General features: G+C 71.5%; 10 protein-coding genes and 1 pseudogene. 8 read left to right on the top strand and 3 right to left on the bottom strand.

The features are described from left to right. Positions 1-685 (top strand): polyprenyl synthetase family protein (locus tag CCN56_RS00965; protein WP_256961644.1); only part of this gene is annotated, 685 nt, incomplete at its 5' end. Positions 686-1,345: 660 nt separating this feature from the next. On the opposite strand, the gene CCN56_RS00970 is transcribed toward CCN56_RS00965, so the two are convergent. After that, the gene (locus tag CCN56_RS00970) at positions 1,346-1,555 is read right to left on the bottom strand and encodes an RICIN domain-containing protein (RefSeq protein ID WP_086822230.1); all 210 of its coding nucleotides are present in this window, start codon (positions 1,553-1,555) and stop codon (positions 1,346-1,348) included. Between the two features lie 263 nt (positions 1,556-1,818). Between CCN56_RS00970 and pstS the strand changes: the two genes are divergently transcribed. Together pstS and CCN56_RS43820 are read left to right on the top strand one after the other, a co-directional pair. Beyond that, positions 1,819-2,889 carry a phosphate ABC transporter substrate-binding protein PstS gene (gene pstS / locus CCN56_RS00975; RefSeq protein ID WP_256961645.1) on the top strand — a complete coding sequence of 357 codons (1,071 nt, stop codon included), beginning with the start codon at positions 1,819-1,821 and terminating at the stop codon, positions 2,887-2,889. A 206-nt stretch (positions 2,890-3,095) separates the two neighbouring features. Further along, a complete protein-coding gene (locus tag CCN56_RS43820; protein WP_218779381.1) occupies positions 3,096-3,215 on the top strand; it encodes a beta-galactosidase in 120 nt (39 codons plus the stop codon). Positions 3,216-3,858: 643 nt separating this feature from the next. Here the strand turns inward: CCN56_RS43820 and CCN56_RS00985 are convergent. Next, complete coding sequence (locus tag CCN56_RS00985) at positions 3,859-5,121, bottom strand: beta-ketoacyl synthase (protein WP_086822236.1); 1,263 nt, start codon at positions 5,119-5,121, stop codon at positions 3,859-3,861. 65 nt (positions 5,122-5,186) lie between these two features. Here CCN56_RS00985 and CCN56_RS00990 point away from each other — a divergent pair, with 65 nt between their 5' ends. Further along, positions 5,187-5,813, top strand: coding sequence for a TetR/AcrR family transcriptional regulator C-terminal domain-containing protein (locus tag CCN56_RS00990; protein ID WP_086822239.1), 627 nt, complete (start codon positions 5,187-5,189; stop codon positions 5,811-5,813). A 965-nt stretch (positions 5,814-6,778) separates the two neighbouring features. After that, positions 6,779-8,383 (top strand): FAD-binding oxidoreductase, encoded by a 1,605-nt coding sequence (locus tag CCN56_RS01005; RefSeq protein ID WP_086822242.1) that lies wholly within the window; start codon positions 6,779-6,781, stop codon positions 8,381-8,383. Between the two features lie 547 nt (positions 8,384-8,930). Here CCN56_RS01005 and CCN56_RS01010 read toward each other — a convergent pair. Then, a complete protein-coding gene (locus tag CCN56_RS01010) occupies positions 8,931-9,545 on the bottom strand; it encodes a PadR family transcriptional regulator (protein WP_086822244.1) in 615 nt (204 codons plus the stop codon). A gap of 100 nt (positions 9,546-9,645) precedes the next feature. Here CCN56_RS01010 and CCN56_RS01015 point away from each other — a divergent pair, with 100 nt between their 5' ends. The 3 genes and pseudogenes from CCN56_RS01015 to CCN56_RS01025 all read left to right on the top strand — a co-directional run. Beyond that, a complete protein-coding gene (locus CCN56_RS01015; RefSeq protein ID WP_086822247.1) occupies positions 9,646-10,104 on the top strand; it encodes a hypothetical protein in 459 nt (152 codons plus the stop codon). Continuing rightward, positions 10,101-11,309 carry an NAD(P)/FAD-dependent oxidoreductase gene (locus tag CCN56_RS01020; RefSeq protein WP_086822249.1) on the top strand — a complete coding sequence of 403 codons (1,209 nt, stop codon included), beginning with the start codon at positions 10,101-10,103 and terminating at the stop codon, positions 11,307-11,309. The genes CCN56_RS01015 and CCN56_RS01020 overlap by 4 nt, the downstream gene beginning before the upstream one ends. A gap of 10 nt (positions 11,310-11,319) precedes the next feature. Next, positions 11,320-11,805 (top strand): annotated as a pseudogene (locus CCN56_RS01025) (transposase family protein); the annotation flags it as partial. Between the last annotated feature and the right edge of the window lie 79 nt (positions 11,806-11,884).

An 11,884-nucleotide genomic window follows, 5' to 3' on the forward strand; every position in this document is an offset into this window, starting at 1 on the left:
CCCGGCCGTTCTCGCGGGCGACGCGCTCCTCGCCCAGGCCGTGGCGACCCTGGCCGAGGCCAGGAGCCGGCACACGGGAGCTGCGGTCCGGTGCCTGTGCAGGACCCTGAACACACTGGTGAGCGGCCAGGCACAGGACCTGCGCTTCGAGGACCGTCCGTGGTACGGGCCGGGAGCGGTGGGCCCGGACGAGTACCGTTCGATGGCCGACCAGAAGACGGGCGCCCTGCTGGGCTGCGCGCTCGCGCTCGGCGCGATCCTGGGCGGCGCCCCCGACCACACCGTGACCGCGCTCGAACGAGCCGGGCGCCATCTCGGCCTCGCCTTCCAGGCGGTGGACGACAGCCTCGGCATCTGGGGCGACCCGGCCGTGACCGGCAAGCCCGTCCACGCGGACCTGCGGCGGGGCAAGAAGACCTACCCGATCCTCACGGCACTGGCCGGAGGAGACGAGGCCGCACACGAACTCGCCGCGCTCCTGACGACCACCGGGCGGATGGACGATGACGAGGCCGCCCACGTCGCAGCGCTGGTGGAGAAGGCAGGCGGCCGGTCCGCAACCCGCGACGAGGCACGCCGCCACCTCGACACCGCCCGCCGCACCCTGCGCGACACACCGCTGACGCCCACGGCCGTACAGCAACTGGACACGCTGTTCACGCACTTGCTCGCCCGAACCTGGTGACCCGCGGCCGGGGTACGGGGCGACGCGTTGTGTCCGCCGATCCACATGCCTACGGCCGGAGCAGCGGGAAGACGGCCTCGGTCCAGGGCGCTTGCGTGTCGGCGGGCCCGCCCGGGCTGTCGCGGTCGGCCGAGGTCCATACCCGTCGATCAGGCCGTCGAGGACGGCGGCGCGGCATAAGGAACGCTGAGGAAGCGTGTTGCAGAAGGCCGCGTCCGGGCAGGTCAGGGCCGGTTTCGGGCCGGCCTGGTCACGCTGTCGGGGCGAGGTTGTGCATGTGGGCGCCGGCGACTGGTGGCTCTACACCCACGTTCCACCCGGAACACAGGTCGAGCAGGCCCCGGTCCGGCATGCCGGACCGGGGTGCCTGCCTCGCTTCACCGATGAGAGGTAGGCGCCACACGCGCCACGGGCTTCCTGTCCGGTGGCGCGGTCGTCACCTCCGCAGGGGAGGGGAGGGGAGCGAGGCCGAGCTCGTGCGGGACCGCTCGCCGCTCTGCACCGAGGCCGGGTCCTCCTCCACCGGGCTGGGCCATCGGCCTCGCGGCCTCCCCGCTCCTGCGCACGGCACCCATGACGGGCTGATGACTGTGCCCCCGACCGCTGGAATCCGCCTGACGGTCGGGGCGCAGCTCCCCTCCTCTCCTCAAGCGGTGGCCGTCAAGCCGTGGGCGCCCATCGCTGGGCCGCCGTGCCCGAGCAGGTGGTGAGCGTCAGCTTCGTGCCGTTCGCCGTGCCCGACCCGACCGGGGCGAGGCAGCGTCCGCCGCTGGTGATCGTCGCCCGGGTGCCGAGCTGCCACTGCCGGCCGGCGCCTACGAGCTCACCCTCCAGGCGGCCGACGCCGGCGACGGCAAGGACTACGACCACGCCGACCGGGCCGCACCCACCCTCACCTGCGCCTGATCGCGACGGCCCGACCGCGGGCACGGGCCCTCTTCGCCTGCCCGCAGTCGAGTGACAATGACCCGCTCACCTGGAAGTCGACCAGGTGACGGCTCCTGTTCATCTTGGAGCCATCTCGCCTCCGGAGCATCGTTGATCATCTGCGCGACATCCGCGTATGCCAAAGGAGGATCACGGTGGGTTTCCGGCGTTCGGGACGGTCCGGTCGATGGAGAGGAGCCACCGCGGTGGCGGTGGGCGGCGCGCTGCTCGCCGGCTGCGCGGGCGGCTCCGACGGCGCGGGCGAGCCGTCGTCGACGGAGGCCGCGCCGCACGTCGAGTGCGCCGAGTCCGGACAGGTGCGCGGGTCGGGTTCGTCGGCCCAGCAGAACGCGATGGAGCGCTGGATCCATCAGTACCAGCTCGCCTGCAAGGGCGTTCAGGTCGCCTACGCCCCGCTCGGATCGGGGGCGGGCGTCGCCCAGTTCCAGCGCGGCGCCACCGCGTTCGGGGGCACGGACCAGGCGCTGAGCGCGGAGGACGTGGAGTTCACCAAGGACGTGTGCCCCGGGGGGCGGGCCGTCGACCTGCCCATGGCCGGGGGGCCCATCGCCATCGGCTACAACGTGCCGGGGGTCACCGGTCTCGTTCTGGACGCGCCGACCCTCGCCCGGATCTTCGACGCGCGGATCACCCGCTGGAACGACCCGTCGATCCAGCGCCTCAACCCCGATGCGGCGCTGCCGGACATTCCCGTGATCCCGCTGCACCGCGCGGACGACTCCGGCACCACCCAGAACCTCAACGCCTACCTCAAGGGCGCGGCCCGGAAGTCCTGGCCGTACCCGGCGGACAAGAAGTGGCAGGCCCAGGGCGGTCAGTCGGCCAGCGGCTCGGACGCCATCTCCCAGGCGGTGACACAGACCGACGGCGCGATCGGTTACTTCGAGCTGTCCTTCGCCGTGCAACGGAGGATCGGGACGGTCCGCATCGCCACGGGCGCGGCCGAGCCGGTCGCGCCGAGTCCCCGGAGCGCCTCGCTGGGCATCGCCGAGGCCGAGATCGCCGGCGAAGGCAAGGACCTCAGGCTGAAACTCGACTACCGGACCAAGGCCGAGGGCGCGTACCCGATCGTCCTCGTGACCTACGAGATCGTCTGCGACACGGGCAATCGGCCGGAGGTGCTGCCCGCGCTCAAGTCCTTCCTCACGTACACCGCGAGCGAGGAGGGCCAGGCCGAGCTGGGGGCGTACCACTACGCACCGCTGCCCGCGTCTGTGGCGACCGAGGTCCGCAAGGTCGTCGGCACGCTTTCCTGACCTCGCCCGGCGGGTTCGGTGGAGCCCGAGGACACTGACATACACATGCCATTACGCCTGATGGGGGCAGGCTGCCCGCGGGCTCACCGGCGCGCTCACCGCACTCGCGCCGGGCTCCTTCGACATCCACCACACGCGCAGGAGCCCACCCCAGGGTCGGCCACGACGACACGGCGCCGACCACCGACGGCAAGCCCCGTTCGACCATGCCCGACTACCTCGCCGCCTCCGACGAGCGGCTGTCGCGGATCGACCCGATCCCCGCCGGGCACCAGCTCACCGACGGCACGGGGACGCCCATCGCCTACCAGGTCGAGAACGAGTAGTACTACCAGGACGCGGACGACGGGCACGCGTACATCCGGCACCTGGTCGACAAGGCGCCGCAGGAGCGGGCATCGGATGCGGCTGTGCTCGTGGATGCGGCTGGTGCCGTAGGCCCGGCCGCAGTCGCCGGGGGCCACCTTGCGGCGTTCGAAGTGGCCGGGGAACTCCTCCCACTCCTGCTCGGTGGGGCTGCGGTATTCCCCGCTGGGCCGCAGGTCCCGGCGGCGGGCGATGAACGCGCGGTGCCCACCGAGTGGCCTCGGTACCGGCAGGCCGCCCCCCGGCCCTTGCCGGCTGCCCGGCCGCCGCCCTGCTGGTCGTGCCGTACCACCTTGGACCCCGAGCCCTGGCGCGCGGCGGGCTGGACCGTCCACCGGCTCGGACGCCCCGGCACGTAGAACCCGGCCTCACCGCTCCTCGGGGCCGGTGACCGCCCACCCCGGCACCGGAGGTCCGTGCCGTGAGCAGCGGGATCGCGCTCCGTCGAGCAGCAGACGCCTGCTTTCCGCACGCGCGGGGACGGTCTCGCGCTGGACGTTCAGGGCTGGGGCGGGGCCGGCTGCTTCCCGGGCCTGAGTGAATGGTCCCGGCGTTCGGTCAACCGGTGGCGGCCGTCCGCGGACGATGATGTGTCCGGGTGGGTCATGGTGTGGTCGGGGCTGTAGGGGACGTGTGGTGTCGTGCGCGGGTGACGACGAGTGAGACGTTCTGTCCGCCGAAGCCGAAGGAGTTGCTGAGCACGGCCTCCTGGGGAGCGTCTCGTCGCTCTGCGACGACGTCGAGATCGATGTCGGGACCGACGCCGGCCGTGGTGAGGTTGCGGGTGGGCGGGATGACGCCGTGTTCCACGCTGAGGACGGCGATGAGCGCCTCGATCGCACCGGCCGCGCCGAAGAGATGGCCGAGTGCCGCCTTGGGGGCTGTCACGGTGGCGCGGCCGAACACCTTCCTGATCGCGTGTGCCTCGGCGGTGTCGCCGACCGGAGTGCCGGTGGCGTGGGCGTTGACGTGGCTGATCCGCTCGGGAGCCAGACCGGCTTGCGCGAGGGCCTTTCGCATGGCGGAGACCTGACCGGAGCCGTCGGGAGAGGGTGCCGTGATGTGGTGGGCGTCGGCGGCGATGCCGGCGCCCGCGAGGACCGCGTGGATGTGCGCGCCTCGGGCGCGGGCGTGTTCGGCGCTTTCGAGCACCACGACAGCGGCGCCTTCGCTGAGGACGAATCCGCTGCGGTCCGCGGCGAACGGCCGGGACGCCGAGGCGGGTTCGGCGGTGTGCCGCGACAGTGCTTGTGCCTGGACGAACCCGGCGACGGTGATCGGGGTGATCGCGGCCTCGGTTCCGCCCGCGATGACCACGTCCGCCTCGCCGGCGCGGATGAGTCTGGCCCCCAGAGCGATCGCCTCGGCACCGGAGGAGCACGCCGAGACGGGCGTGTAGACCCCGGCCCGTGCACCGTATTCGATGCTGATCAGTGCCGCCGCCGCGTTGGGCATGAGCATCGGGACCGTGCGTGGCGAGACGCGCCGGGTCCCGGCGGTCTCCAGTACGTCGTCTTCTTTCAGCAGCGTCCGTACGCCGCCGATGCCCGTGCCGATCGCTGATGCGAGCCGGTCCGGGGCCACGTCCGGGGCGCCCGCATCGGTCCAGGCCTCGGCCGCCGCGGCGAAGGCCGCCTGCTGCGAGCGGTCGAGCCGCCTGGCCTGCACCGGCATCAGCAGCTCGGCGGGGTCGACCGCCATCGTCCCCGCGACGGTGCCGGGAAGGCCGACGTCCTCGTGGCCGCGCAGGACGCCGCCGCGGATGCCCGACTCGCCGGCGAGCAAGGCCTCCCACGTGGACGCCACGTCTCCACCGAGTGGCGTGATCGCGCCGAGTCCGGTCACGACGACTTCAGTGCGGTGCATGTCCTTCCACCTTTCTTGTATGCGATACAAGTGAACGGCCTTGTTGTATCACATACAATTCCGGTGTGGAGAAGAAGCGAACCGAAGCTCGGTCGACGTCGATTCGGTCGCGTGACCGTGGTCGCGCGACGAGACGCCGGCTGATCGAGACCACTGCCCGGCTCTGCAAGGAGCGGCCCGGCGCCGAGCTGAGCGTCGCGGAGATCGCGAACGCGGCAGACGTCTTCCCCAATCAGGTCACCTACTACTTCGGATCCAAGGACTCCCTGCTCGTCCACGCCGCCTTTCTCGGCTTGTTGCACGACGCCCGACGGATCGAGCGCATCGGTCGCCAAGCCCCCGACGCGGCGACCTTTCGGCGCAACATCGCCCGCGCCGTACTGGCCATGCCCTCACTCCCGTCCGTCGCACGAGCACTCGCCGCCGCGATCTCCAGGCCCGAACTCGCCCCCGTGGTCGACCGGCACCTCCAGTTGCTGTTCCGGCAGTCCGAGCGCTTCGTGAACCAGCTCGTCGACGGTCGCGGCTGGAGGACCCGTCGACCACTCGACGTGGAGGCCAGGACGTTCTGGAGCACCGCGCTCGGCGCAGTGCTGCTCGTCCGCGCCGGGGCGCACGGCACGGTCGCCGACCTCGACCTCGCCGGAGCATTGACCATCCACGACGAACCCGAGGACACCCAGAAGCCATGACGTCGGTGACGCTGCTGCAGGCTCGCGCGGCCGGGGGGTTCCCATTGCGGTGTGGTCGATGGCGGTCGTAGTGGATGTTCCAGACCGGAAGGGCTTCGGCGCGCAGGTCTGCTGAGGTCCGCACACGGGCGTGGAGGAACTCTTCGGAGAGGATCCGGTTGCGCCTCTCGGCTCGGCCGGACGCCCGGTTCCTGCTTCCCCGCTCGCACGGGGATGGGCCGAGTGAGGAGAGGACGACGGCGGCGAGGGTCTGAAGGCTGGTCAGACCGTCCTGCCGGACGGCGTCGGGCCCGGCCGTCAGGTGTTCGCCCTGGCGCTGGGTGAGCATGACCGCGAAGGACCGGACGTGCCGGGTGGGGGAATCGAGCTCGGGACAGCGGGTACGGCCGGTCTTGAGCGGGAGTCGTTCAGGCTCGGTGAGGGACTTCGGCCGGTTGGGGATCCATCCGGTCACCGTCCGGGCCGACGGCGGCCGGGCGGTCGCCGATCGCGGTGAGGCGCGCTTCTTGTGCAGGTGGGCACGGGCACACCGGTAGCTGCCTTTGCAGCCGGGCGGCTGTGGTTGACGCCGGCCGTGGTCGGCTTCGTGCCCGCCGGCCGGGCCGGTGCCCGCCTGGCTCGCGTCTGCGGTGTGTCCGTGAGCCGCAGCAGGGTGCTGCGGCTGGTCGAAGTGCTGCCGGACCCGGAAGTGCAGGCTGCGCGGGTGGCCGGTGTCGAGGAGTGCGCGACCCGCAAAGGGTGTCACTACGGGACGGTCCTGGTCGCTGTCGAAAGCCGGTGTCCAGCCGGCCTGCTGCCCGCACTCGATCGGGTTTCTCGCCGGTGCGAGCAGGGGCTCGGTCCACGAGACAGCGTCGTCGGACTGCGGGCGAACCGTCGGAGCGCGCATGTCCATCACGTGGAACCGTCACTCCTCGTTCGCACTCTGCTTATGAGACAGCAGAGCATCGTGAACGGAGGCCGCCATGAACCGGCGCGCACTGCTTGCAGCGGGTACCGGCTATGCGGCGGCGGTCGCCGGGGCGGTGAGCTGGGGAAGCGGTCGGGCGAGGACCGTGCCCGGCGGCGGGTTCGCCCCTGCTGCCGGCGGGCAGCGGCCCCTGGGTTCCGCGTCGGCAGCGGTCGGCAGCCAGGCGGTCGCGCCCCGCGCCGCTGACTGGTCCGCGCTCGGCAGGGGTCTTCAGGGCGGTCTGATACGTCCGGGCGATGCCGACTACGCCACCGCCCGTCAGCTGTACAACACCCGCTTCGACGCTCTGCGTCCCGCCGCCGTCGTCTACGTGGCCGCCGCCGCGGACATCGCCGAGTGCCTGGCCTTCGCGCGCCGCCACGGTGTCCCCGTCGCCATCCGCAACGGCGGCCACTCCTATGCCGGTTGGTCCAGTGGCAACGGACGCCTGGTCATCGACGTCTCTGCGCTGAAGTCCATCCGCAGCGGCTCCGGCAGCGCCGTCATCGGGGCCGGCGCCAAGCTCATCGACGTCTACACCCAGCTCGGCGCACGAGGCGTCACCATCCCCGGCGGCTCCTGTCCCACGGTCGGCGTCTCCGGCCTGACGCTCGGGGGCGGCCACGGTGTGGTCTCGCGCGCCTACGGCCTCACCTCCGACAACCTCACCGGTGCCCGCATCGTCACCGCCGACGGCAGGACCCTCGAGGTGTCCAAGGACCGGGAGAGCGACCTGTTCTGGGCGCTGCGCGGCGCGGGAAACGGAAACTTCGGCGTCGTCACCGAACTCCGCTTCCGCACCCACAAGGCCGCCGACGGCGTCACCGCGTACATGACCTGGCCCTGGTCCAAGGCCGCTGCCGTGCTCCGCTCCTGGCAGGAGTGGGGTCCCGCCCAGCCCGACGAGATCTGGTCGGCGCTGCACCTGTCCGCCGTCGCCGGCCGGACTCCCACCGTCTCCATCAGCTGCTTCTCGCTCGGCACGTACGGCGCTCTGCAAAACGCCGTCGACCGGCTGGCGGACCGCGCAGGCGGCCCCGGCGCGGCCTCCCACATCACCATGCGGCGGCGCGGCTACCTCGACACCATGCGGATGTACGCGGGCTGCGCGACGCATTCCACCACCCAGTGCCATCTGCCCGGCACGACCCCGGGGCGGCAGCCCACCGGCGTGCTCCAGCGGGAGACGTACGCGGCACGCTCGGACTTCTTCAACCGCTCGCTGAGTACCGCCGGCATCCGGTCGCTGCTCGACCAGGTCGAACGCCACGGGCGCAGCGGCGGCGGCGGCGCCGTATCCGTCGCGCTCACCGCCTTGGGCGGGGCCGTCAACCGCGTCTCCCCGCAGGCGACCGCCTTCGTACACCGCAACTCGCGCTTCCTGGCGCAGTACACCGCATCCTGGCCCGCCGGTCGTACCGCCGGGGCGGCGACGGCCTGGCTGGACGGCACGCACACCGCGATGCGCCGGTACGCCTCGGGTGCGGCGTACCAGAACTACACGGACGCGAGTCTGAGCAACTGGCGCTCCGCGTACTACGGCTCGGCCGCTCACCGGCTGGCTGAGCTGAAGAGGCGTTACGACCCGGGCAGGGTCTTCGACTTTCCGCAGGCTCTGTGAGCCGACGCGGGGTGCCGTCACGCGGCGGCGCCCCGGACTGCCGGTGCCGGATGCGCGGTGGGCGCTGCCCTCGCACGCGGGGCCTGCGGTTTTCCCGGAGAAAGTACGGGCGTGGGGACGGGGCCGCCGAGGCGGCGAGGCCCTCCTCGGAAGGAGGACTGCTCCCCGCGCCTGGGGGATGACCCCACCGCTCCCCTCCAGGAGGCACAGGTGCTCGACCTGTCGGCGGCGGAGGCCCGCGCGTGGGCGATGTCCGGCGCCCACCTGAGGAACACGCCCGGCCCGGACCCGCACAAGGCGGCCGCCCCGGCCGGCGACCTTCTCTCCGACGCGTGGAGCACCAGCGCCCGGTCTCTCCCGCCCCCGCGCACTGCCGAACCGGCCCCGGCCAGGGACTTCCTCAGCCGGGAGTTCCCCTCCGGCCCGGCGCCCCGGCAGCTCGGCGCAAGATCCACGGGCGAGCTCGGCCCGAGGGGACGAACGGCTGGGGTTCGACCCTGCGAGAGCGCACTGCTTCAGGCCGTCCCCCGACGCGGCGGGGGCGGGCTCACTGTTGCACCGGCCCGGCCGCGAGAGCGTCCAGCTGCTCCTTCGACGACGAGAGCCGGCCGGCTCGCACGTCTTCGACCACCGTGCGCACCCACTCCAGCTCCGCGGCCGTCATCGCCCGCAGGTACTCGGTCTCCAGGCGGGTGATGCGCGGCAGCCCCTGCTCCGCCTCTGCGGCCATGGCCGTTTCCAGTCCGTCGAGCTGCGCCGCGAGGGCGTCGGCCCGCCGCTGCAGCACGTCCCCCGTCTCTTCGGGCGTGAGCAGCAGCAGATTGGAGAGGGCGGCCGGGAACTCCGGGAACTCCTGCTTGGGTGCGCAGAGCATCTCCTCCAGCCAGGCGCGGGCGGTCTCACGCCCCGCGTCGGTGACTTCGTACACGGTCCGCTCGGGGTACTGCTGGTCGCGCCCGGTCTCGCGGACCGCGATCAGTCCGTCGCCATGGAGTCTTTCGATCGTGCGGTAGAGGCTCGCACGCTGCCTGACGTTGACGACCTGCTCCTTGCCCCAGTCCTTGACCAGTCGCTGGATGCCGTACGGGTGCAGCGGCTTGTAGTGCAGCAGAGCCAGGACGGTCAGGGCGAGGGGGGAGCTGCGGGGAGCGGATGCGGTCATGGACCTGATTTTAGCCCCGGAATGACTAGTTGACGCGATACTAGTTTCAGTGCAACTATCGAATGGTCGACACGACACGGCCCCGAGAGGAACCACCGAGATGTCCCTCACCGAGCGCATCCACTCCGACCACGACCTCGTCAAGCACCTCGGCAACTGGACCGAGGCCGGCCACTTCGAGATCAAGACCCGCCACGGCACCGCAGTCCTCGACCTCCGCTCTCCCGACCTTCCCGACGACATCGAGATCCACCTCGACATGGACCGGGCCATGGTCAAACTGCTCGTCGACGACACCACCGCCATCGACCACCGGAACCTGAGGTGGACCGCCCGCGGCAAGATCAAGGACTCCCGGTCCTCGTCCACCCACTCCACGACGGCCGGCCGCCGTGTCCGTCTGTCCGGCTCTGCGACGAACAGCGAAATCCGCATCCACCGCGGTGGCATCGCGATCCTGTCGGCGATGTTCTCCCGTGCGTACCTCCAGGACGTGCGCCGCGCACACCGAAACGGCGGCGTACCGACGATCGACGACCCGAGGAGGAACCAGTCATGACCCGCATCGGCAAAACCCGCACCGCGCTCGTCATCGGTGGCGGTATCGCAGGCCCGGTCGCCGCGATGGCCCTCCGCCAGGCAGGCATCGAGGCCGCCGTCTACGAGGCGTACGACTCCACCGCCGATGGGGCCGGAGGCGGCATGACCATCGCTCCCAACGGCCAGAACGCCCTCGACGCGATCGGCGCGGGCGACCTCGTCCGCGCCATCGGCACCCCGGTCACCGCCATGGAACTGCAGAGCTGGACGGGCAAACACCTCGCACGGTTCGCCCCCCCCCCCCCCCTCCCCTCCCTGCAGTTCGTCTGGCGCGCTGATCTCTACCGGGCGATCTACGACGAGGCGGAGCGCCGCTCCGTCCCCATCCACCACGGCAAGCGGCTGACCGGCACGACGGAAACCGGCTCCGGCATCACCGCGCACTTCGCGGACGGTACGGAGGCCGGCGCCGATGTCCTCATCGGCGCCGACGGCATCCGCTCCACGGTCCGCTCCCTGATCGACCCGGCCGCAGCACAGCCGAACTACGCCGGCCTGGTCTGCTTCGGGGCACGGATGCACCAGTCGGGGCTGCCCTCCACCGACGGCGTCATGTACATGTGCTTCGGCAAGCGCGCGTTCTTCGGCTACCAGGTCTTCGAAGACTCCTCGGCGATGTGGTTCGTGAACCTGCCTCACCGCGCCCCGATGACGGTCTCCGAGGCCCAGGCGATCGGCGCGAACGAGTGGATGCGCATCCTGCAGAACGCCTTCGCCGACGACCGCACCCCTGCCCTCGAGATGATCAGCCGCACCAAGGCCGACGAGCTCCTCATCACCGGCCCGATGGAGAACATGCCGGGGGTCGCGAACTGGACCCACGGCCGCATGACCCTGATCGGCGACGCGGCCCACGCCGCCTCGTCCAGCTCCGGACAGGGTGCCTCCATCGCCACCGAAAGCGCCGTCGAACTGGCACGCTGCCTGCGGGACTTGCCCTACGACCAGGCTTTCGCGGCGTACGAACAACTACGCCGCCCCCGCGTCGAACGCATCATCAAGCTCGGCGCCCGCACGAACAGCAACAAGACCGCGGGCCCGGTCGGCCGCGTACTGCGCGACCTCGTGATGCCGGCCGCCATGAAGCTGGTCAACCCGGAGAAGACGGCCTGGCAGTTCGACCACCACATCGACTGGGAGGCGACGGCAGCCCCGCGCACATGAACTCCAGCCCACCCGCACGGCCGACGCGGTCGAGCGGCTGTGGATCGTGGACGGCACCCTCATCCCGGTCCGCGACCGCAAGACCGGCGCCTCCTCACGCAACTACCGGTTCTCGGCGAACGTGCAGGTCATCATCGATGCCGACACCAAGCTGGTCATCGCCGGGGCCCGGCCGGTACCCGGCACCACCGCGGACGCGAAGGCCTGGCGGGACTCCGGCCTGGCCGCCGTCTGCGAGGGCGTGACGGTGCCGGCCGACCACGCCTCCATCGACACCGGGCTCGTCGTCCCGCACCGCAGACGCCCCGGCCGAGCCCTGTTGCCCGGCGAGGAAGAGGACAACGCCGAACACCGCAAGGTCCGGGCCCGGGTCGAGCACGCCTTCGCCCGCATGAAGCACTACAAGATCCTGCGCGACCGCCGCCAGCGCGGCAACGGCCTCCATCACGCGGTCCAGGCCGTCGCCCACATGCACAACCCCGCCCTGGCGGCGTGACCGGACCAGCCCCGAAACCGGCCCCGACCTGCCCGGACGCAACCTTCTGCAACACGCTTTACTGATCTTTTCGTAAGTT

Source organism: Streptomyces sp. NRRL B-24572 (assembly GCF_002156145.1).
GTDB lineage: Bacteria > Actinomycetota > Actinomycetes > Streptomycetales > Streptomycetaceae > Streptomyces > Streptomyces vietnamensis.

What these genes read in the sequence shown, in the direction of transcription:
- CCN56_RS43820 (WP_218779381.1), top strand. Translation starts at nt 3,096, where the DNA reads ATGCCCGACTACCTCGCCGCCTCCGACGAGCGGCTGTCGCGGATCGAC.
- CCN56_RS00985 (WP_086822236.1), bottom strand. Translation starts at nt 5,121, where the DNA reads ATGCACCGCACTGAAGTCGTCGTGACCGGACTCGGCGCGATCACGCCA.
- CCN56_RS01005 (WP_086822242.1), top strand. Translation starts at nt 6,779, where the DNA reads ATGAACCGGCGCGCACTGCTTGCAGCGGGTACCGGCTATGCGGCGGCG.
- CCN56_RS01010 (WP_086822244.1), bottom strand. Translation starts at nt 9,545, where the DNA reads ATGACCGCATCCGCTCCCCGCAGCTCCCCCCTCGCCCTGACCGTCCTG.
- CCN56_RS01020 (WP_086822249.1), top strand. Translation starts at nt 10,101, where the DNA reads ATGACCCGCATCGGCAAAACCCGCACCGCGCTCGTCATCGGTGGCGGT.
- CCN56_RS01015 (WP_086822247.1), top strand. Translation starts at nt 9,646, where the DNA reads ATGTCCCTCACCGAGCGCATCCACTCCGACCACGACCTCGTCAAGCAC.